General features: G+C 58.9%; 17 protein-coding genes and 1 other RNA gene. 17 read left to right on the plus strand and 1 reads right to left on the minus strand.

Features of this window, described 5'->3' with window-relative positions; translation table 11 throughout:
* Positions 1–15 precede the first annotated feature (15 nt).
* The 16 genes from rsmI to lpxC all read left to right on the plus strand — a co-directional run bounded on the left by rsmI (position 16) and on the right by lpxC (position 17,962).
* Positions 16–882 carry a 16S rRNA (cytidine(1402)-2'-O)-methyltransferase gene (gene rsmI, locus IE123_RS14290; RefSeq protein ID WP_189519427.1) on the plus strand — a complete coding sequence of 289 codons (867 nt, stop codon included), beginning with the start codon at positions 16–18 and terminating at the stop codon, positions 880–882.
* A gap of 94 nt (positions 883–976) precedes the next feature.
* An RNA gene (gene rnpB, locus IE123_RS14295) (RNase P RNA component class A) lies at positions 977–1,342 on the plus strand.
* 31 nt (positions 1,343–1,373) lie between these two features.
* Positions 1,374–2,333, plus strand: coding sequence for a 16S rRNA (cytosine(1402)-N(4))-methyltransferase RsmH (gene rsmH / locus IE123_RS14300; protein ID WP_189519429.1), 960 nt, complete (start codon positions 1,374–1,376; stop codon positions 2,331–2,333).
* A gap of 5 nt (positions 2,334–2,338) precedes the next feature.
* A complete protein-coding gene (gene ftsL / locus IE123_RS14305) occupies positions 2,339–2,671 on the plus strand; it encodes a cell division protein FtsL (RefSeq protein ID WP_189519431.1) in 333 nt (110 codons plus the stop codon).
* Positions 2,668–4,413, plus strand: coding sequence for a peptidoglycan D,D-transpeptidase FtsI family protein (locus IE123_RS14310; RefSeq protein WP_189519433.1), 1,746 nt, complete (start codon positions 2,668–2,670; stop codon positions 4,411–4,413). Before ftsL ends, IE123_RS14310 begins: the two co-directional genes overlap by 4 nt.
* On the plus strand, positions 4,406–5,878 hold the full coding sequence (locus IE123_RS14315; RefSeq protein WP_373295806.1) for a UDP-N-acetylmuramoyl-L-alanyl-D-glutamate--2,6-diaminopimelate ligase: 1,473 nt from the start codon (positions 4,406–4,408) through the stop codon (positions 5,876–5,878). Before IE123_RS14310 ends, IE123_RS14315 begins: the two co-directional genes overlap by 8 nt.
* Positions 5,871–7,256 (plus strand): UDP-N-acetylmuramoyl-tripeptide--D-alanyl-D-alanine ligase, encoded by a 1,386-nt coding sequence (locus IE123_RS14320; RefSeq protein WP_189519437.1) that lies wholly within the window; start codon positions 5,871–5,873, stop codon positions 7,254–7,256. The genes IE123_RS14315 and IE123_RS14320 overlap by 8 nt, the downstream gene beginning before the upstream one ends.
* Positions 7,256–8,338 carry a phospho-N-acetylmuramoyl-pentapeptide-transferase gene (gene mraY, locus IE123_RS14325; RefSeq protein ID WP_189519439.1) on the plus strand — a complete coding sequence of 361 codons (1,083 nt, stop codon included), beginning with the start codon at positions 7,256–7,258 and terminating at the stop codon, positions 8,336–8,338. The genes IE123_RS14320 and mraY overlap by 1 nt, the downstream gene beginning before the upstream one ends.
* Positions 8,339–8,354: 16 nt before the next feature.
* Positions 8,355–9,719 carry a UDP-N-acetylmuramoyl-L-alanine--D-glutamate ligase gene (gene murD / locus IE123_RS14330; protein WP_189519441.1) on the plus strand — a complete coding sequence of 455 codons (1,365 nt, stop codon included), beginning with the start codon at positions 8,355–8,357 and terminating at the stop codon, positions 9,717–9,719.
* Positions 9,716–10,894 (plus strand): putative lipid II flippase FtsW, encoded by a 1,179-nt coding sequence (gene ftsW / locus IE123_RS14335; RefSeq protein ID WP_189519443.1) that lies wholly within the window; start codon positions 9,716–9,718, stop codon positions 10,892–10,894. The genes murD and ftsW overlap by 4 nt, the downstream gene beginning before the upstream one ends.
* Entirely contained in the window at positions 10,891–11,979 is a 1,089-nt protein-coding gene (gene murG, locus IE123_RS14340) for an undecaprenyldiphospho-muramoylpentapeptide beta-N-acetylglucosaminyltransferase (RefSeq protein WP_189519445.1), read from the plus strand. Before ftsW ends, murG begins: the two co-directional genes overlap by 4 nt.
* Positions 11,980–12,001: 22 nt before the next feature.
* Positions 12,002–13,423 carry a UDP-N-acetylmuramate--L-alanine ligase gene (murC, locus tag IE123_RS14345; RefSeq protein ID WP_373295809.1) on the plus strand — a complete coding sequence of 474 codons (1,422 nt, stop codon included), beginning with the start codon at positions 12,002–12,004 and terminating at the stop codon, positions 13,421–13,423.
* Between the two features lie 43 nt (positions 13,424–13,466).
* Entirely contained in the window at positions 13,467–14,192 is a 726-nt protein-coding gene (locus IE123_RS14350) for a cell division protein FtsQ/DivIB (protein ID WP_189519447.1), read from the plus strand.
* Between the two features lie 197 nt (positions 14,193–14,389).
* A complete protein-coding gene (gene ftsA, locus IE123_RS14355) occupies positions 14,390–15,673 on the plus strand; it encodes a cell division protein FtsA (protein WP_189519449.1) in 1,284 nt (427 codons plus the stop codon).
* A gap of 33 nt (positions 15,674–15,706) precedes the next feature.
* Positions 15,707–16,897 (plus strand): cell division protein FtsZ, encoded by a 1,191-nt coding sequence (gene ftsZ, locus IE123_RS14360; RefSeq protein ID WP_189519451.1) that lies wholly within the window; start codon positions 15,707–15,709, stop codon positions 16,895–16,897.
* Positions 16,898–17,050: 153 nt separating this feature from the next.
* Positions 17,051–17,962, plus strand: coding sequence for a UDP-3-O-acyl-N-acetylglucosamine deacetylase (gene lpxC / locus IE123_RS14365; RefSeq protein WP_189519453.1), 912 nt, complete (start codon positions 17,051–17,053; stop codon positions 17,960–17,962).
* A 49-nt stretch (positions 17,963–18,011) separates the two neighbouring features.
* Here lpxC and IE123_RS14370 read toward each other — a convergent pair whose 3' ends face one another.
* Positions 18,012–18,515 carry a DUF721 domain-containing protein gene (locus IE123_RS14370; RefSeq protein WP_189519455.1) on the minus strand — a complete coding sequence of 168 codons (504 nt, stop codon included), beginning with the start codon at positions 18,513–18,515 and terminating at the stop codon, positions 18,012–18,014.
* Between the two features lie 445 nt (positions 18,516–18,960).
* Between IE123_RS14370 and secA the strand changes: the two genes are divergently transcribed.
* Positions 18,961–21,705, plus strand: a complete 2,745-nt coding sequence (secA, locus tag IE123_RS14375) for a preprotein translocase subunit SecA (RefSeq protein ID WP_189519457.1) — start codon at positions 18,961–18,963, stop codon at positions 21,703–21,705.
* Positions 21,706–21,764: the final 59 nt, after the last annotated feature.

The following is a 21,764-nucleotide window of genomic DNA, read 5'->3' on the forward strand; positions in this document are numbered from 1 at the left end:
GTGTAGTGTGATGACATGAATAGTTTTAGCAAGGGCGCATTGTACGTGGTTGCCACACCGATTGGTAACCTTGATGACCTCTCCAGACGTGCCATGGATACCCTGGCACAGGCGGATCTGATCGCCGCTGAAGATACCCGCCACAGCGTGCGTCTGCTCGATCATATCGGGGTGCGTGTGCCCCTGATCTCCCTTCACGAGCACAATGAAACCTCACGAATCGAGCGCATCCGGCAGGCTCTGGATGACGGGCAGCGGGTTGCGTTGATCAGTGATGCCGGCACGCCGCTGATTTCCGATCCGGGCTATCGCCTGGTGCAGGCGCTGCGCGCCGCGGATTACACCATCATTCCCATTCCGGGCCCCAGCGCCCTGATTACGGCCCTGAGCGCTGCCGGGCTACCGACCGAGCGCTTTCTGTTCGAGGGCTTTTTGCCGGCCAAAAGCTCGGGGCGGCGGCAGCGTCTGGGCGATGTCGTCGAGCTGCCGGTCACCCTGGTGCTGTATGAGTCGCCTCACCGTATTCGCCAGCTGCTGGAGGATATCGAGATCGTGTTTGGCGAGCGCCACATCGTCATTGCGCGCGAGCTGACCAAGACCTTTGAAACCTTTTTGCATGGCACGGCGCGTGAGCTGCTTGAGCGCATGGCCGAGGATGCCGATCAGATGCGCGGCGAATTCGTGGTCATGATGGCGCCGGCACCGGAAAAGGCACTGGCCGACAGCAGCCAGATTGACGGCGATCAGCTGCTCTCGTCACTGCTGGAAGAAGGTGTGGGCGTCAAGCAGTCTGCCAGTGTCGCGACACGCATCCTGGGGGGACGTAAAAGTGACTGGTATCAGCGTGCACAACAGCTCAAGGATGGAGTATCGCGTAAATAATTGTTGCCAGTACGTCACGGATATCCGAGCGCAAGGATAAAAATGGTTAACGCGCTTGGAGCGGGGGGCCGGCACTGATATTCTTGCGCGCTTGGGAGTCGGCCGGACAGTCGCCGCCGGACCTTCGGGTTCGGGGGAGGAAAGTCCGGGCTCCACAGGGCAGGATGCCAGGTAACGCCTGGGCGGCGCGAGCCGACGGAAAGTGCAGCAGAGAGTAGACCGCCCAAGCGGTGCCGATACTCTCGGTGCCGACGGCAAGGGTGAAAGGGTGCGGTAAGAGCGCACCGCGCGCCTGGTAACAGGTCGTGGCATGGTAAACCCCATCCGGAGCAAGACCGAATAGGAACCCGTTGACGTGGCCCGCGTTGGGTTCGGGTAGGTTGCTTGAGGCGTTCGGTGACGAACGTCCTAGAGGAATGACTGTTCTCGACAGAACCCGGCTTACAGGCCGACTCCCACCTGTTTTCCCTTGAAACATCCCTTGAGCCCTCATGAATCAGACCCCAGGTATCCGGCAAGACCACAAGCATGAAAGCGTCCTGCTTGAGGGTGCCGTCGATGCCCTCGTTCAGCGGCCGGACGGCCTCTATCTGGATGGCACCTTCGGGCGTGGCGGACACTCCCGCGCCATTCTTGATCGCCTGAGTGATCAGGGACGCCTGCTCGCCATCGATCGGGATCCTGATGCCCTTGCCGCCGCAGCGGCCATCGAGGATTCCCGGTTCAGCATCGCCCGGGCCACCTTTGCTGATCTGGGGGAGGTGGCACGCCAGCAGGGGGTTCATGGCAACCTCTCCGGCATCCTGCTGGATGTCGGTGTGTCCTCTCCCCAGCTTGACGATGCCAGTCGCGGTTTCAGCTTCATGCGCGATGGCCCCCTGGATATGCGCATGGATCCCGATTCGGGCATCAGTGCCGCCCAGTGGATTGCCGAGACATCCGAGCGCGACATGGCAGATGTGTTCAAGCGTCTGGGGGAGGAGCGCTTTGCCAAACGTCTGGCGCGCGCCGTTGTGGCCCGACGCAAGGAAGTCCCCATTACCCGGACCGTGGAGCTTGCCGAGCTTTTGAAGACGGCCCATCCGGCGTGGGAAAAGGGACGCCACCCCGCAACACGTGCCTTTCAGGCCATTCGTATTCATCTCAACGACGAGCTGGGTCAGCTTGAGCGTGCCCTTGATGCCGCGCTTGATGCGCTGGCGCCTGACGGCCGGCTGGTCGTGATCAGCTTTCATTCGCTGGAAGATCGTCTGGTCAAGCGCTTTATTCGCGACAAGTCGCGTGGTGATCAACACCTGCCGCGCCATATGCCGTTACGTGAAGATCAGATTCATCGTGACCTGGCCCCCGTTGGCAAGGCCATACGTCCGGACGCGCAGGAAACCGGGCTCAATGTTCGATCCCGCAGTGCGGTCATGCGTGTGGCACGAAAGCTTGGGCAGGAGCGCTAGTCGATATGGTTGAACGCACCCCGGGCTCGTCTTCGCACGGGCAGTGGCAGTGGCCCTTTCGTCTTCGCCTGACCCTGGTTCACATCATTATTCTGGTGCTGCTGGTGCTGGTCATTTTGTCGGCGCTGGGTGTCATCAGTACGGCCTATCACACGCGTTCCCAGTACGCGCGTCTGCAGACCATGGAGCGTGAACACGATCAGCTTCAGACGGTCTGGAGCCGTCTGCTGCTGGAAGAGAGCACCTGGTCGACCCCTTCACGTATCGAAAATCTGGCCCGTGATCGCCTTGAGATGCATGTGCCGGACGTTCACCACACCAGAGTCATGCGCCCATGAGTGAACAAAAGCGGCGCGTCGGACGCAATGCACGCATGTATGGCGGTGATACGGCCACCAGCCACGTGACGGCAATGCCGGCCTGGCGTTATCGCCTGGTGCTGGGGATCATCTTTGTGGCCATGGCGGTACTGGTGGGGCGTATTATCTATTTACAGGTAGTCGATCATCAGTTTCTCCAGGGGCAGGGGGATTCCAGAACTATCCGGGTACAGAGCATTGATGCCCACCGCGGCATGATTACCGATCGCGATGGCGAGCCGCTGGCGGTGTCCACGCCGGTGGTCACTCTGTGGGCCAACCCGAAGGATCTGCCCGAGGATCCCATACAGCTGACACGGCTGGCAGAAGCGCTGGGGGAGCCGCCATCGGCTTTCATGGATCGGGTGCAAAGCTATCGTGACAAGGAGTTCATGTACCTGAAGCGTCGTGTGACGCCCGAACCGGCCGCGCGCGTGCTGGCACTTGATATCCCGGGCGTACACGGGCGTCACGAGTACAAGCGCTATTATCCGGCCGGTGAGGTCACCTCGCAGCTGGTCGGCATGACCAATATCGATGATCACGGTCAGGAAGGACTGGAGCTGGCCTTTGACCGCTATCTGTCCGGTCGCCCGGGGCAGCGGCGCGTGCTGCAGGACCGAAAGGGCCAGCTGGTACGCGACCTGCACATGATCCGTGAGGCCCATCCCGGCGGCGATGTCACGCTCTCGATCAATCTGCGCCTGCAGTATCTGGCCTATCGCGAGCTCAAGGCAGCAGTCAATGAGCACAACGCCGACAGTGGCACCATGGTCATGATGGATGCCCATACCGGGGAGGTGCTGGCCATGGTCAGCCTGCCATCGTACAACCCCAACAATCGCACCAGCGTGGATCCGGCGGGGCTGCGTAACCGCTCACTGACCGATGCCTTCGAGCCCGGGTCGGTCATGAAACCGCTGGCCATGAGCGCCGGGCTCGAGTCGGGCAAGTTCACGCCGCATACGCCCATGGATACCAGTCCCGGCTGGATGATGGTGGATGGCTATACCATCAAGGACTTCCGCAATCTCGGCAAGCTGGACATGACCGGGGTCATCACCCACTCCTCCAATATTGGCATGACCCGTATGGCCCTGGCGCTGCCGGATGATGCGATCTGGAACGTATATGACTCGATGAAGCTCGGCCACCCCACAGGGCTTGGATTTCCCGGTGAGGCCAATGGCAGCCTGCCATCGCCCTTTAGCTGGTCAAAGGCCAAGCGTGCCACGCTTTCCTATGGTTACGGCCTGTCGGTCAATGCAGTCCAGCTGGCCAGCGCTTATACGGCGGTCACCAATGACGGCAGGCAACTGCCGCCTTCGCTGCTCAAGCTGAACAAGCCGCCCGAAGGACATCAGGTAATGTCTTCCAAAACCTCCCATGAGCTGATCCGCATGATGGAGACGGTGGTAGAGCCAGGCGGCGGTGGCACGCGTGCGGCACTGGATGGTTATCGGGTGGCTGGCAAGACCGGCACCGTGAGAAAGGTAGGCAACACCGGCTACCAGAAAGAAGCCTATCGCTCCAATTTCGTGGGCATCGCGCCGGCGAGCAACCCGCGGATCGTGACCGTGATTTCGATTGATAATCCCAAGGGCAAGCAGTACTACGGTGGTCTGGTGGCTGCGCCCATCTTCTCCAGAGTGGCCGGTAACGCGCTACGCCTTCTGGATATCCCCCCTGATGATCAGAGCAAGGAGGCGCCCGGTGCCTGATTTGCCGACCTGCACGCTGGCCGATGCCATTGCAAGGCTCTGGCCCGAGGCCGGGACGTTACAGCTGTCCAATGATGCGCGGCTGGTGCTGGATTCACGCCATGTTCAACCCGGCGACGTCTTTGTGGCCCTGCCCGGCACGCGAGTTGATGGCCGTCAGTACATTGCTCAGGCTCGTGAGAAGGGGGCCGCACTGTCTCTGGTGGCACCGCCATGGCAGGAAAGTGCAGACGATCTTCTGGTGCTGGATCATCTGGCAGAGCGGTTGGGTCAGCTGGCGGCGCTGGTCATGGGCGTGCCGGATTCTCTGGAGCAGATTGCCGTGACCGGCACCAATGGCAAGAGCTCGGTCACGCATTACATCGCGGCCCTCAGTGAGGCACTGGCAGTGCCGGCCGGTCTGATCGGCACGCTGGGCAGCGGTCGTCCCGGGGCGCTTGATCATGCCGGACTAACCACGCCGGATGCGATCTCGCTACAGCAGCGCCTGCGTGAACTGGCGGTTGCCGGCGTTGAACGTGTAGCGCTGGAGGCCTCTTCTCACGCCCTTGATCAGCAGCGCCTGAGCGGCTGTCATGTTCGGGCCGCCGTCTTTACCAATCTGAGTCGTGATCATCTGGACTATCACCCCAGCATGGCGGCCTACGCGGCAGCCAAGGCGCGCCTTTTTCAGCGTCCCGAGCTTGAGCTGGCGGTCGTCAATGCTGATGACGCGCTCGCGCGCCTGATGCTGGCGGGGGTGCGCCAGGGCGTGAGGGTGCTGAAAACAGGCAGTGAAGCCGCTCATGATTTTCAGGTGCGTCACTGGCAGGCAGAGCGTCTCGGTCTGGAAGCCGTGATCATGACCCCGGAAGGTGAGCGCAACCTGAAACTGCCGCTGATGGGGCGCTTCAATCTGGATAATGTCCTGCTGGCCATTGCCACATTGTACGGGCTGGGTAGCCCGCTGGATGCACTGCTGGAGGCCGCCGGCCGCCTTGCGCCAGTGCCCGGGCGCATGCAGCTGCTCACACACCCGGGCGCGCCCGCCGTTGTCGTGGATTACGCCCATACCCCCGATGCGCTTCGCAATGCGTTGCTGGCGCTGCGTGAGCATGTGCCGGGCAGGCTCTGGTGCGTGCTGGGCTGTGGCGGCGACCGCGATAGTGGCAAGCGTCCCCTGATGGGCGGTGTGGCTGCTCTGCTGGCGGACGAAGTAGTGGTGACGGACGATAACCCTCGCAGTGAATCGCCTGACGACATCCGCCGCATGATCATGGCCGACATGCCTCCCGGGGCACACGTTCGGGAAGTGGCCGGGCGCGCCCGGGCCATTGCCGATGTCGTGGCCAGTGCAAAGGCAAAAGACGTGATCCTGCTGGCTGGCAAGGGACACGAGAACTACCAGGAGATTCAGGGCGTACGCCATCCCTTCAGCGATGTTGATGTGGCATCCCTGGCACTGGAGGCGCACTGGCATGAGTAATACGCCGGCACGGATCGTTGAAGCGCTGCATCTTGGCCCTGAGGCCATTATCGATCCGCAGGGTAATTTCAAGCGCGCGGCTGCCTGTCGTATTGTCACCGATACCCGCAGCCTGCAGTCGGGTGATGTGTTCGTGGCCCTTCGCGGTGAGCGCTTTGATGGTCATGACTTTCTTGAAATGGCATATGACAGGGGCGCCGTTGCTGCCGTTGTCGATACACCGGTTGCGGTGGACATCGCGCAGCTGGTGGTTCCTGATACGCGTCTGGCGCTGGGGCTTCTGGCCCGTCATCACCGTTTGCAGTGGCAGGGGCGGCTGGCGGCCATCACCGGCAATAGCGGCAAGACCACCGTGCGCGCCCTGTGCGAAGCCATTTTGTCACGCAGTGCGCCAGTGCATGCCACACGCGGCAATCTCAATAACGATATCGGTGTGCCGCTGACCCTTTTGCAGCTGAATGACACCTGTACGCAGGCCGTCATCGAAATCGGCGCCAACCATACCGGCGAAATTGCTTGGACGACGGCCCTGGCTCGTCCGGATGTCGTGTTGATCAACAACGTCACCGATGCCCATATCGGCGAATTCGGCAGCGCCGGTCATATCGCTCAGGCCAAGGCGGAAATACTGTCTGGGCTGTCGCCTGATGGTGTGGCAATACTCAATCGCAATGACCGCTTTTATCCTGTCTGGGCCGCGCTGGCATCACATCACGATATTCTGGATTTTGGCATTGATGTACCCGCCCGCGTTCAGGCCATCAATCTGGTCAGTGACGCGGGTTTTTACCGGTTTACCCTTTGTATCGATGGTGACGAGATCGGTCAGGTAGTGCTACCCCTGATGGGGCGTCATAACGTCATGAATGCGCTGGGCGCGGCTGGCGTGGCACATGCCATGGGCTGTGATCCACTGCATTCACTGGCCGCCCTGAACGAGGCCGAAGGCGTGGCCCGACGGATGGTAATGATCGAGGGCGTTCGCGGCACCACGCTGATCGATGACAGCTACAATGCCAACCCCGGTGCCATGCGCGCCTCGCTGGACACCCTGGCGCAGCGCCCGGGGCCGCGATGGTGTTTTCTCGGCGCCATGGGCGAGCTGGGTCACTATAGTGCCCAGGCCCATGAGTCACTGGGGCACTATGCCCGCGAGCTCGATATTGATCTGGTCGTTACGATCGGAGAACCTGCCAGGGCCATTTCGACGGCTGCTGGTGTGCGCGGACGCCATTTCGAAGACTGGGCATCGATGATCGATTTTGCCCGTCAATCCCTGCCTTCAGGTGCCAGTGTGCTGATCAAGGGTTCCCTCAGCGCCGGCATGGACCGTCTGGTCAATGCACTTCGATCAGAATCTTCAGGTGAATACTTATAATGTTGCTTTTTCTTGCCGAACTGCTTGCTTCCTTTCAGACCAGCTTCAGCGTTTTCGGTTATCTGACGCTGCGGATGATTCTGGCCACGCTGACCGCGCTTTTATTGTCTCTGATGATCGGCCCCTGGGTCATTCGACGGCTGGTGGCCGGTCAGATCGGACAGGCCATTCGTGATGACGGCCCGCAGTCGCATCTGTCCAAGGCGGGCACGCCCACCATGGGGGGCGTGATGATCCTGCTGTCGATCGCGATATCCACGCTGCTGTGGGCAGATCTTGGTAATCACTATGTCTGGCTTGTTCTGCTGGTAACGCTGGGCTTTGGCGCCATCGGCTGGGTGGATGACTATCGCAAGGTGGTCGAGAAGAACCCGCGCGGACTGCCGGCCAAATGGAAGTATCTGTGGCAGTCGGTGATCGGTCTGACCGTGGCCGTTGCGCTGTATTTCACGGCGTCGTCACCTGTGGAAACCAGTCTGATCGTGCCATTTTTCAAAAGCATCGTGATTCAGCTCGGCCCCTTTTTCATTTTGCTGACGTATCTGGTCATTGTGGGCAGTTCCAACGCCGTCAATCTGACAGACGGGCTGGATGGTCTGGCGATCATGCCTACCGTGCTGGTGGCCATGGGGCTGGGCGTTTTTGCCTATGCCAGTGGTAATGCCATGTTTGCCGAGTATCTGCATATTCCCTCGGTTCCCGGTGCCGGTGAGATGGCCGTCTTCTGTGGCACCATCATTGGCGCAGGGCTTGGCTTTCTCTGGTTCAACACCTATCCCGCCCAGGTCTTCATGGGCGATGTCGGTGCGCTGGCGCTGGGCGCAGCGCTTGGTGTGGTGGCTGTGGCCGTACGTCAGGAAATCGTGCTTTTCATCATGGGCGGTGTGTTTGTCATGGAGACCGTCTCGGTCATCCTGCAGGTCGCTTCATTCAAGCTGACCGGACGACGCATTTTCCGCATGGCGCCGCTGCATCACCACTTTGAATTGAAGGGATGGCCCGAGCCGCGCGTCATTATCCGTTTCTGGATCATTACCGTGGTGCTGGTACTGCTGGGTCTGGCTACCCTGAAAATTCGCTGACATGGCATCGGCTGACATGTTGATTGAGTCACACCATAGCGTGGTTGTCGGGCTGGGCCGCTCAGGCATGGCGATTGCAGAACATCTGACGCGCCGGGGTGAGCCCTTTGTCATGGCGGACACTCGCCTCCAGCCATCGGGGCTTGCTGAATTTCAGCGTCTTTACCCGCACGTTGATGTGCATTGTGGTGATCTGCGTGAGCTTGATCTGCAAAAGGCACGACGAATCGTTTTAAGCCCCGGCGTGGATACCCGCACGCCGGGGCTGGCGTTGCCCGGTCTTGAAATTATTGGCGAGACAGCACTGTTCGTGGAAGCCCTGGGTGAGCTTGCGCAGCGTCCGATGCTGATTGCCATTACCGGTTCCAATGCCAAATCAACCGTGACAACCCTTGTCGGTGACATGGCTCGCGCCTGCGGTATTGAGGTAGCGGTAGGGGGCAATCTTGGCACGCCGGCGCTGACACTACTGGCGCAACAGCCAACGGCTGCGTGTTTTGTACTGGAGCTTTCTTCCTTTCAGCTGGAAACGACGCCACAGCTGAACGCCGATATTGCTGTTCATCTTAATCTCAGCAGTGACCATCTGGACCGACATGACGGCCTGGCGGGCTACGCGCATGCCAAACAGCAGATCTTCAATGGTGCCGGCGTGGCGATTGTCAATCGTGATGATCCTGCCACGATGCCATGCGAGCGCGCGCAGGTAGCGCGCGTCATCTCCTTTGGCAGTGACAGGCCGGAGAGCAATAACTGGGGGCTTGCCGAGCGTGATGGGGATGTCTGGCTCATGCAGGGGGAGCAGGCAGTCATGGCCGCGCACGACGTCACGATGCCGGGGCAGCATAATCGGCTCAACGTACTGGCGGCACTGGCCGTCGGCCATGAGGCAGACTGGTCACGTGATGGCATGATCAATACGGTGGCGCATTTTGCAGGACTGCCGCACCGGGCGCAGCGGGTCGCCGATATTGATGGGGTGAGCTGGATCAATGACTCCAAGGGGACCAACGTGGGGGCCACCCTTGCCGCCATTGAAGGCATTGGGGTAACGCTGACCGGCCGGTTGATCCTGCTGGCCGGCGGGATGGGGAAGGGCGCTGACTTTACGCCACTGGCGGCACCGCTTGCCAGTCATGCCCGAGCCGTTGTGGTCTATGGGCGTGATCGTGAACAGCTGGCACAGGCACTGCACACCGCAGTGACGGTTGTGGTCGTGGACACGCTTGAGCAGGCCATGCAACATGCCATGGGCGTGGCGCAGCCAGGTGACGCCGTACTGTTGTCGCCTGCCTGTGCCAGTCTTGATCAGTTCGACAACTTCGAAGCGCGTGGAGAGGCTTTCTGCGCGTGGCTCAAACAGTGGCAGCCTCACTCATGAAACCTCTGGCAGAACGTTTTTCCACCGAGCGCCATGTCATCGATGGCTGGCTGGTGCTTTCGGCCATTACCCTGCTGATGATTGGCTGGATCATGGTGACGTCGGCGTCGACCGAAGTCGCCAGCAGCCAGACCGGCAATCCGTGGTATTACAGCACCCGGCACGGCATCTTTGTTCTTGCCTCCATATCCATTGCGCTTCTCGTCATGCGTGTTCCGTCGGTGTGGTGGCGGGCCAACGGTCCCACGCTGTTGCTCATGGCCGCCATTTTGCTGGCAGCCGTGCTGATCGTGGGGCGCGAGGTCAACGGCAGCCGACGCTGGATTCACCTTGGTCCCATCAACCTTCAGGCCTCCGAAGTCGCCAAGTTCTGCCTGATTATCTACATCGCCGGTTATACCGAGCGGCATCTTACCCGGCTTCGTCGCAGTTGGTGGGGCTTCATGGCACCCCTGATGCTGACCTTTTCGCTGGGTATTCTGCTGATTCTGGAGCCGGACTACGGCGCGGCGGTTGTGATGCTGGCCGCTACCATGGGCGTTTTGCTGCTGGCAGGAGCATCGCTGTGGCGCTTTCTGCTGCTGGCGGGTGGTGTGGTGACACTGGGCGCCTTTGTCGCAATATCGGAACCCTACCGTCTGGCGCGTATTGCCAGTTTTCTTGACCCGTGGGCCAACCAGTACGGTTCGGGTTATCAGCTGACCCAGGCACTGATCGCCTTCGGGCGCGGCGGCTGGAGCGGACTGGGGCTGGGCAACAGTGTGCAAAAGCTCTTTTATCTTCCCGAGGCCCATACCGACTTCGTGTTTTCGGTATTGGCAGAAGAGCTTGGTATGCTGGGTGCCGTGGGTTCGGTCGGCCTTTTCGCCATTCTGGTCTATCGCTGCTTTCGCATTGGACGCAATGCCGAGGAGAGCGGCCATCTCTTTGCCGCCTACGTCTGCTATGGCATTGGCATCATTTTCGCCTCGCAGTCCTTTATCAATGTGGCGGTCAATGCCGGGCTTTTGCCGACCAAGGGGCTGACGCTACCGCTTTTGAGCTATGGTGGCTCGAGCCTGATGGTCAGCGGCGCCATGGTGGGACTGCTTTTGCGCGTTGATGGTGAAACGAGAGGGCGCCGTCGTGCCGCGCGCAAGCGTTCTCGCAGTACTGCTGCGGAGGTGCCGGCATGAGTACCGGATCCCGAAAGGCATTGATCATGGCCGGCGGTACCGGCGGCCACGTCGTCCCGGCGCTGTCTCTGGCACGCGCGTTACAGGCAAGGGGCATCGAGGTCCACTGGCTGGGTACCCCAAGGGGTATTGAAAACACCCTGGTGCCCGAGGCCGGCATTCCCCTGCATCACGTCTCCATTGTTGGATTGCGCGGCAACGGTACGCTGGGATGGCTGAAAGCGCCCTGGCGGCTCTGGAAGGCCGTGGTTCAGGCTCGTCGCATCATCGGGTCACTGGATGTCTCGCTGGTGGTCGGTCTGGGCGGATTTGCCAGTGGCCCGGGTGGGCTGGCCGCCTGGCTGATGAAAAGGCCCCTGGTCATTCATGAGCAGAATGCGCTGCCGGGCATGACCAACAAGGCGCTGGCGCGGCTGGCCAGGCGCGTTTATGCCGCCTTTCCGGATGCTTTCCCGGCGTCGCGCCACCCGGTCGTGATCGGCAATCCCGTGCGCCAGGAAATTGCCGCGATCGGGGAAATTCCCCAGAAGATCGAAACACTGATGGGACGGCCGCTGAGACTATTGGTGGTCGGCGGCTCTCTGGGTGCGCAGGTGCTCAATGAGCGGGTGCCTGAAGCTCTGGCGCGACTTGCGCCCGAGGTGCGTCCCGAAGTGCGCCATCAGGCAGGTAAAAACAAGGATGCCGCGACCATTGCGGCCTATCAGGCCGCCGGCGTCGAGGCCACCGTATCCGATTTTATTGGTGACATGGCACAGGCCTATGAATGGGCCGATCTGGTGGTGTGTCGCAGCGGTGCGCTGACGGTGACCGAGCTGGCGGCAGCAGGCAGGGCATCGCTTCTGGTGCCGTTTCCACATGCCGTGGATGACCATCAGACCATCAATGCAAACTATCTGTTGAAGGCCGGTGCAGCGCAGTTGGTTCCCCAGGCGCAGATGAGTGTGCAGACATTGAGTGACACGCTTGCTGAACTGCTGGATGCTCACCGGCTGGTGGAAATGGGGCAGCGTGCCAGAAGCGTGGCGCAGCTGGAGGCGACCGACATCATGGCCCGAGGCTGTATGGAGACAGGTTTTGAATAATCAGATGCAGGCACGCAGCGGTATGCGTCGTATACGCTGTATTCATTTTGTAGGGATTGGCGGCTCCGGCATGTGTGGCATTGCCGAAGTACTGGCCAATCAGGGGTTTTGTGTCAGCGGTAGCGACCTGCGCGAGTCGGCGGTCGTCACGCATCTGCGTCAGTGCGGCATTCGTGTGGCCATAGGTCACCATGGCGACAATGTGCGTGATGCTGACGTGGTGGTGGTTTCCAGCGCAGTGGATCCGACCAATCCTGAAGTCATGATGGCGCGTGAACACCGGGTGCCGGTCGTGCGTCGCGCTGAAATGCTTGCCGAGCTGATGCGCTTTCGCCATGGCATTGCCGTAGCCGGAACGCATGGCAAGACCACCACTACCAGTCTGACGGCAACGCTACTGGCCGAGGGTGGCCTGGACCCTACCTTTGTGATTGGTGGGCGACTCACCAGTGCCGGCAGCAACGCGCAGCTGGGGGAGGGCGATTATCTGGTCGCCGAGGCCGACGAATCCGACGCCTCCTTTCTGCATCTTCAGCCGATGACGGCCATCGTGACCAATATCGATGCCGATCACATGGCAACCTATGAAGGTGATTTCGGAAGATTGCAGGATACCTTCATCGAGTTTCTGCATAACCTGCCTTTCTACGGTCTGGCGATTGTCTGTCTGGATGATCCGGTCGTGCGTGAACTGCTGCCCAGGATTCAACGCCATTTTGTTACCTATGGTTTTGATGAGGACGCCGATTACCGGATCAGCGATTTCTCCCAGCAAGGCGATACCGTCTCGTTTACGGCATATCGACCTGCGCCGCATGCACCGATTGCCGTTCGACTGGCCATGCCCGGACGCCACAATGCGCTTAACGCCATGGCGGCGATTGCGGTAGCCACGGATGCCGGTGTCAGCGATGAAGCAATCGTTCGGGCGCTGGCAGGGTTTGCCGGGGTAGGACGGCGTTTTCAGGTGCAGGGACACTATTGCCTGCCCGATAGCACCCGTCATGACCTGCCGGTAATGCTGGTGGATGACTATGGGCATCATCCCCGCGAAGTGGAAATGGTCATTCGCGCTGTTCGAGAGGGCTGGCCTGATCGCCGACTGGTCATGATCTATCAGCCACATCGCTATTCCAGAACCCATGATCTTTATGAGGATTTCGTTCGGGTGCTGTCGGGGGTGGATCAGCTTCTGTTGCTGGATGTCTACAGTGCCGGAGAGGCGCCCATTACAGGTGCCGATTCGCGGGCGCTGGCGGGCTCCATTCGTCAGCGTGGTCAGACAGCGCCGCTTTTCATCGAAAGTCGCGAAGCGCTCGCAGAGGTCTTGAACAATGTGCTGGATGACAACGATATTCTGATCACACAGGGCGCTGGCGATATTGGCGGCATCAGCACTGCGCTAGCCCAGTGTGAGCTCAGGCTCAAGGGGGTCACCCTGTAATGATTCAGGCTTTCGGGACCTGCGCTCTGGTGCAGGACATGCCATGACAACGGCCACTTCCAACCGCCTGCTCGGGCTGATTCTTATCGTGGCACTGCTGGTGGCCGGTGGGCGTACGCTCTGGATATGGCTGGACAAGCCCATTGAACGGGTGTCCATCAGAGGTGACCTTGAGTATGTCAACGCCGCCTATCTGCAGGATCAGCTCTCACCCCTGATTGCCGGAGAGAGCTGGTTGTCCGTGGATATCGGCCAGCTGCGTGCCGAGGCACTTGAGGTCCCGTGGCTCAAGGATGTTCGTCTTTCAAGGCGCTGGCCGGATGCCCTGACGTTTGAGCTCTATGAACAGCGTCCCGTGGCCTGGTGGAATGATGACTCACTGCTTAATGCCCAGGGGGAGCCCTTTGCAGCTGGCCCCATCAGTAATGTTGGCGAACGACCTTGGCTGGCAGGTCCAAAGGGCAGCGGGCCCGAAGTGCTTGCCTACTATGATGCACTCAAAAAGCAGTTTGCGCGTCTGGGCATGACCATTACGCAGCTTCGTCTCGAACCCCGTGGTGCCTGGCGGGTACAGCTTGATAATGCTTTCTGGATCATGCTGGGAAGAACGGATCTGGACATGCGTCTTGAGCGTTTTATTACCGCCTGGCAGCGTGGTCTTTCAGCCGGTCGCAACGATATTCGCTATATTGATCTACGTTATCCCAACGGGGTCTCGGTAGCATGGCACGGCGAAAATGAGCCCGAGAATGATAATTCGGATAAATAATTGGAACGTTCTCGTTAAGTTGCGTAAAAACAGGGGTTATGAAGGGTAATGGGTATTTCTTTCGCCTTAAAATCACCGTATTCTCGGTAAGGCTTTTCAGTATTATTAACGCGTAATTACGCCAGTTACTTTTTTAATTGGATGCGATTGAGATAATTGTGCGTATTAACAGGTTGATCAGGGAGTAGGCCCGACCTATGGCAGGAGAAACCAACGCTTCCAATATGGTCGTCGGGCTGGATATCGGAACATCCAAGGTTGTCGCCATTGTTGGACAACCCACTGATGACGGCGGTATAGAGATCGCCGGCATCGGTTCCCACCCCTCGCATGGCATGAAAAAGGGGGTGGTCATCAATATTGAATCCACGGTGCAGTCCATTCAACGCGCCGTGGAAGAAGCCGAACTCATGGCAGGATGTGACATTCATTCTGTCTATGTCGGTATCGCAGGCAGCCATATCAGTTCCATGAATTCAGATGGTGTCGTTGCCATCAAGGAACGTGAAGTGGCACCGTCCGATATCGATCGTGTCATTGATTCTGCCCGTGCACGTGCCATTTCTGAAGGTCAGCGAATCCTGCACGTCTTGCCGCAGGAATATGCCATTGATACCCAGGAGGGTATTCGTGAGCCGCTGGGCATGTCGGGCGTACGTCTTGAGGCGCGTGTGCATCTGGTCACGGCTGCCCTCAATGCAGTTCAGAACATCGAAAAGTGCGTGCGCCGCTGTGGTCTGGAAGTGGATGACATCATTCTTGAACAGCTGGCATCAAGCCATGCCGTACTGACCGAGGATGAGCGTGAGCTGGGTGTCTGCATGGTGGATATCGGTGGCGGCACAACCGATATCGCTGTCTTTACCGAAGGCGCCATTCGACATACGGCGGTCATCCCCATCGCAGGTGATCAGGTCACCAACGATATTGCCATGGCCCTGCGTACGCCGACCCAGTATGCAGAAGACATCAAGGTCAAGTATGCCTGTGCGCTGACGCAGCTGGCGTCCAGTGATGAGATGATCAAGGTACCAAGCGTGGGCGATCGTCCCGCACGTGATCTTTCCAGACAGCATCTGGCAGAAGTGGTAGAGCCTCGGTATGAGGAACTTTTTACACTGGTGCGTGAAGAGCTTCGACGCAGCGGGTATGAAGATCTGGTGGCCGCCGGTATCGTGTTGACAGGTGGCACTTCAAGAATGGAAGGGGTGGGTGAGCTGGCAGAAGAGATATTCCATATGCCGGTACGTATTGCCTGTCCGCAGAACGTGCGAGGGCTTGCAGATGTCGTGCGCAATCCAATTTATTCGACCGGCGTTGGTTTGTTACTCTACGGCATGAAATATTCTCGCTACTCGCGTTCTACGGCCCAACCCCGCCGGGATGAGCAGCCAAGACGTTACCAGTCCGAGCGCCCGGACAACGAGCGGCTCTCCTCAACCATTACGCGGATCAAGGGCTGGTTAAAAGGAAATTTCTGACAGGACTGCCTTGGCGGTCCAGGAGACGGGGTTATGTTTGAGCTTGTAGACAATGCGCCATCCAGCAGCGCGGTAATCAAGGTAATCGGCGTAGGTGGCGGCGGCGGCAACGCCGTCAACCACATGGTCGAAAGCAATATCGAAGGCGTTGAATTCATCTGCGCGAACACCGATGCGCAGGCGCTCAAGAGAGTTGCTGCCAAGACCGTTTTGCAGCTGGGCAGTGAAATTACCAAGGGATTGGGTGCCGGGGCGAACCCGGAAGTCGGCCGTCAGGCTGCCATGGAAGACCGCGAGCGTATTGCCGAGCTTTTGCAGGGCGCTGATATGGTATTCATCACTGCTGGCATGGGTGGTGGTACCGGGACGGGTGGTGCACCGGTCGTGGCACAGGTGGCCAAGGAACTGGGCATTCTGACCGTGGCGGTTGTCACGCGTCCCTTCCCCTTTGAAGGTCCCAAGCGTCAGCGTGCTGCCGAGGAGGGCATGAAGGAGCTCTCCGAGCATGTTGATTCCCTGATTACCATTCCCAATGAAAAGCTGCTGACGGTGCTGGGCAAGAATGCCAGTCTGTTGACGGCATTCAGCGCTGCCAATGATGTGCTGCTGGGTGCGGTGCAGGGCATCGCCGAGCTGATTACCAGCCCGGGTATCATCAACGTCGACTTTGCTGACGTACGCACGGTGATGTCCGAAATGGGCATGGCCATGATGGGCAGCGGTACGGCCATGGGTGAAAACCGCGCGCGTGAAGCTGCCGAGAAGGCCATTCGCAGTCCGCTGCTGGAAGATATTGATCTCAACGGTGCCCGCGGCATTCTGGTCAATATTACGGCTGGCCCGGATCTCTCCATCGGCGAGTTCAATGATGTAGGCGCAACCGTCCAGGAGTTCGCTTCTCAGGATGCTACCATCGTGGTAGGTACTGCCATCGACATGGACATGACCGACGATCTGCGCGTCACCGTTGTGGCCGCAGGGCTTGATGGTCGTGTAGAGAAGGCTACGCCACGTCAGACCCAGGCTTCCCGCAGTGATCAGTCTGACTATCGTCGCATGGCACGTCAGCCGGCGGTTTCTCGCCAGCAGGCCGCTTCACGCGATACGCGTGAAAAGGAGAAGGAAAAGGAGCAGCAGAAGGCATCCCGCGAGCGGCGTCAAAAGTCGCAGGAAATGGATGACTATCTGGATATTCCTGCCTTCCTGCGTCGTCAGGCAGATTGATTTGATTGGGCGGCCCTTCGGGGTCGCCGAATTTTATGATGGTAATAATAAAGATAATGGTCGACTAATCGAACACTGTTCGTTGTCGAATACCAAGGGAACTGTTACCATATAAACAACTGTTTGAATGTTTCCTGCCTGGTAGCCCAGACTATGATCCGTCAAAGAACCCTACAGAACACCATCCGTGCGACAGGCGTTGGTCTGCATTCAGGTAAAAAGGTTTACCTGACCCTGCGTCCGGCACCGGTCAACACCGGAATCGTTTTTGTACGTACTGACTTGGACCCGGTGGTTCGCATCCCGGCGCATCCGGAAAACGTCCATTTTACAACCATGTGCACTGCCGTCGCTGTGGGCGATGTGCGTGTATCGACCGTTGAACATCTGATGTCGGCCTTCGCAGGGCTGGGAATCGATAATGCCTTTGTCGATCTCAGCGAGCCTGAAGTGCCCATTATGGATGGCAGCGCCGGCCCGTTTGTGTTTCTGATTCAGTCGGCAGGTATTGCTGAACAGGAAGCGGCCAAGAAGTTCATCCGCATCAAGCAGGAGCTGACGGTCAGGGATGGCGACAAGTATGCCACCTTCCTGCCACATGACGGCTTCAAGGTCAGCTTTGCCATTGACTTTGATCACCCTGTCTTTGCCAGCCAGAAACAGACGACAAGCGTTGATTTCTCGACCACGTCGTTTGTGAAGGAAGTCAGTCGCGCCCGTACCTTTGGTTTTATGCGCGATATCGAATTTCTCCGTTCCCAGAATCTGGCGCTGGGCGGCAGTCTCGACAACGCGATTGTTGTCGATGAATACCGTATTCTTAACGAAGATGGCCTTCGCTACGAAGATGAATTTGTGCGTCACAAGGTGCTCGATGCCATCGGTGATCTTTACCAGCTGGGCTATAGCCTGATTGGCGAGTTTCGTGGCTACAAGTCCGGTCACGGGCTCAACAATCAGCTGGTGCGCGCGCTGCTTCAGCATCAGGAAGCCTTCGAAGTCGTGACCTTCGAGGATCGCGAGACCTCGCCGATTTCCTACTCCGAGCCTGCCATGGCCATGTAATTCTTCGGGTTGCGCCAGCAGGACATCAAACAGCATGCGAGGGCACCGATCACTGATCGGTGCCCTTTTTTGTGCGGGTCATCAAGGCTTGTTCACTGTCTTGGCGTGCATGTGAAGCCAGACGCTCAAGTGATTTCTTGAGACGAGGGCTTGTAATATCGCGTGCACAATCACGAAGCTGGGAGGCAGCGGCTTCCGGAAGTTCACGAGTCCGGGCGTGTGGCGTATAGACGGGCCGAATGGGACGAACCTTGAAGGTAAGTCCTGCAAGATCCTGAAAGGCGGGAAGCTGTCGCAACAGGGACAGAAGACGCTGGCGCTCAAAACGCAGCCACGTCAGCCAGACAGCACGATCAGTCATCAGCGTCAGGTTGCCATCATGGTAGCCGCCGACGCGGACATGATCCTGAAGCTCATCGGGCAATGCCTTCAGAAGGTGTTCCTGGGCTTCAAGGAGGATGCCAGCCGTATGGATCAGTGGCGCCAGAGAGCCGCGGGTGCGTAACAATTGCCCCACGGGCTGGGCGCGTACTCCTTTACCCTTTATACTCATGGCCCTGCCGCGCGATCATTAAGGATGGCGCCAATTTATCACGGCTGATCCTCAGATTGACAGCATGACCCATCCCGCTCGCACATTCCGTCTGCCCCGGGGCTTTAGAACCCGATGGTGGCTGGCTGGCCTTCTGATTGGCTGTCTCCTGCCAATAGGCATGGCTGACGCTCGCCTTGATGGCAGCGCTGCTCGGCTGATCCGGATCTGCTTTCATTCGCCCGAACATATTCGCGCCGAGTCTCGTCGTCGTTATCGCATCAGGCGACTGGTATTACGCTTGTGGTGCCTGTCAGTGGCCCTGCTGTGTATCGTACGCATGGTCCTGCCTGGTCGACCTTGGCTTGGCATGTCGACAGGTCATGATGTGCTATCGCGCCGGGGTCCGCCTTCGACGTGTCACACTTTTTGTGAATGACATGACACGACGACACAGGATAAAGAGATGCTGAATACGCTGTTACGCAAGATGGTCGGCAGCAAGAACGACCGTGATATCAGACGCATGCGCAAGACAGTTGCGCAGATCAACGCCCTGGAAGAATCCGTCAGTGCACTGGATGACAGTGCACTGCAGCAGCAGACGACCCGATTCCGTGAGCGCCTTGCCAATGGCGAAGCGCTTGAAAAGCTCCTGCCTGAAGCCTTCGCTACCGTGCGCGAGGCCACTAAACGCGTCATGGGCATGCGTCAGTTTGATGTCCAGATGATTGGCGGCATGGCGCTCAATGACGGCCGTATTGCCGAGATGAAAACCGGCGAGGGCAAGACACTTGTTGCTACGCTCGCCGTTTATCTCAATGCGCTGCCGGGACTGGGCGTGCATGTGGTCACGGTCAACGATTATCTGGCGCGTCGTGATGCTGACTGGATGCGTCCGCTGTATGAATTCTTGGGTCTGTCCGTCGGTGTCATTTACTCGGGTCAGCAGCCGCGTGAAAAACGCGATGCCTATGCCTGTGATATTACCTACGGCACCAACAATGAATACGGCTTTGATTATCTGCGCGATAACATGGCCTTTTCACAGGGCGAAAAGGTCCAGCGCAGGCTCCATTACGCCATCATCGATGAAGTTGACTCGATTCTGATCGATGAGGCGCGCACGCCGTTGATCATCTCAGGTCCCGTGGATGAAAACGTCGATATCTATCGCACCATTCATCAACTGGTGGCCGCGCTGACGCCCTGCGAGGACCCCGAGGATCCCGAGACTGGCGATTTCATCATTGATGAAAAGCAAAAGCAGATCGAGCTGACCGAGCGTGGCCACAACGAGATCGAAAATATCCTGCGTCAGGCGAGTCTGCTGCCCGAGGAAGACTCCCTGTATGCCGCCCATAACCTGGGACTTTTGCATCACGTCAGTGCCGCGCTGAGGGCCAAGCATCTTTTCCACCGTGATGTAGATTACGTGGTCGCCAAGGGTGAGGTCATCATCGTCGATGAGCATACCGGGCGTACCATGCACGGCCGGCGCTGGTCCGAAGGCCTGCACCAGGCCGTTGAAGCCAAGGAAAACGTGGAAGTTCAAAAGGAAAGCCAGACGCTGGCATCCACGACCTTCCAGAATTACTTCCGTCTCTATGACAAGCTCTCGGGCATGACCGGTACGGCCGATACCGAAGCCTTCGAATTCCGACAGATCTATGATCTGGATGTGCTGGTCATTCCGACCAACAAGCCCCGCGCGCGCAAGGACCTCAACGACCTGGTGTTCATGACGACCCAGGAGAAGTTCGAGGCCATCATTGAAGACATCAAGGAAAAGCAGGCCGAGGGACGTCCCGTTCTGGTCGGTACGGCCTCGATCGAAAGCTCCGAGGTGCTTTCGGAAATGATGCGCAAGCAGCAGCTGGCCCACAACGTCCTCAATGCCAAGCAACATGATCGTGAAGCGGAAATCATCGCGCAGGCCGGTCGTCCGGCGGCGGTGACCATTGCCACCAACATGGCCGGTCGTGGTACCGATATCATGCTGGGCGGCAACTGGGAGTCCGAAGTGGCTGGCCTTGATAACCCGAGCGATGCGGCCATCGAGGCGATCAAGGCCGAATGGAAAAAGCGCCACGATGCGGTTATCGAGGCGGGCGGTCTGCACGTGATCGGCACCGAACGTCATGAATCGCGCCGTATCGACAACCAGCTGCGCGGGCGTGCCGGTCGTCAGGGCGACCCGGGCTCGACCCGCTTTTTCCTGTCGCTGGAAGACAACCTGATGCGTTTGTTCGGATCCGAGCGGGTGCAGAAGATGATGGGCGTGCTGGGCCTTGAAAAGGGCGAAGCCATCGAACACAAGATGGTCAGCAACGCGGTCGAACGCGCCCAGCGCAAGGTGGAAGGTCGTAACTTCGACATGCGCAAGCAGCTGCTGGAATACGATGATGTAGCCAATGACCAGCGTCGTGTGGTCTACGATCAGCGTGATGAAATTCTGGCTTCCGACAACGTCTCCGATAATGTTCAGGGGCTGCGTGTCGAGATGCTGGATCACGCCATCTCAAGCTATGTACCCCCGCAGAGTCTGGCCGAGCAGTGGGATCTGGCCGGTCTTGAAGAGCATCTGCGTCAGGAGTTCAACCTTGATGCACCGGTGGTTGCCTGGGCGCGCGATGATGAAGGCTTCCACGAAGAGATGCTGCGCGAGCGGCTGCATGAGCAGCTTCGACAGGCATGGGCAGCGAAGGAGGCGAGCGTGGGTGATGAGACCATGCGTCGCTTTGAAAAGCAGGTCATGCTCCAGGTGCTCGATACGCGCTGGAAAGAGCATCTGCAGTCGATGGACCACCTGCGTCGCGGCATTCACCTGCGTGGTTACGCGCAGAAAAATCCCAAGCAGGAATACAAGCGCGAGTCCTTCGAGCTATTCCAGACGCTCTTGCACAACATCAAATCTGATGTGGTGCGCATTCTCAGTCACGTACAGGTGCGCCAGCAGGCTGATCCGGACATGCTGGAGCGTGAGCGTCGCGAAAACCTTCAGCGTGAGCAGCAGGCCAGTGAGTTAACGCGCCAGGATGTTGCCCACGAAGATGTCCCGGCACCGGAAGTCAGCGAGGAAGCCGTTGCTGCAGCCGAGGCCGTGCAGAACCCGACCGTGCGACGTGACGAGCCGAAGGTAGGGCGTAATGATCCCTGCCCCTGTGGGTCGGGCAAGAAATACAAGCACTGCCATGGCAGTCTCGACTGATAGTCATTGGCGTAGCGACGTTGCCCGGCTGCCATGACGGCACCGGGCGGGCAACATGG

Source organism: Kushneria pakistanensis, assembly GCF_014652795.1.
Taxonomy (GTDB): domain Bacteria; phylum Pseudomonadota; class Gammaproteobacteria; order Pseudomonadales; family Halomonadaceae; genus Kushneria; species Kushneria pakistanensis.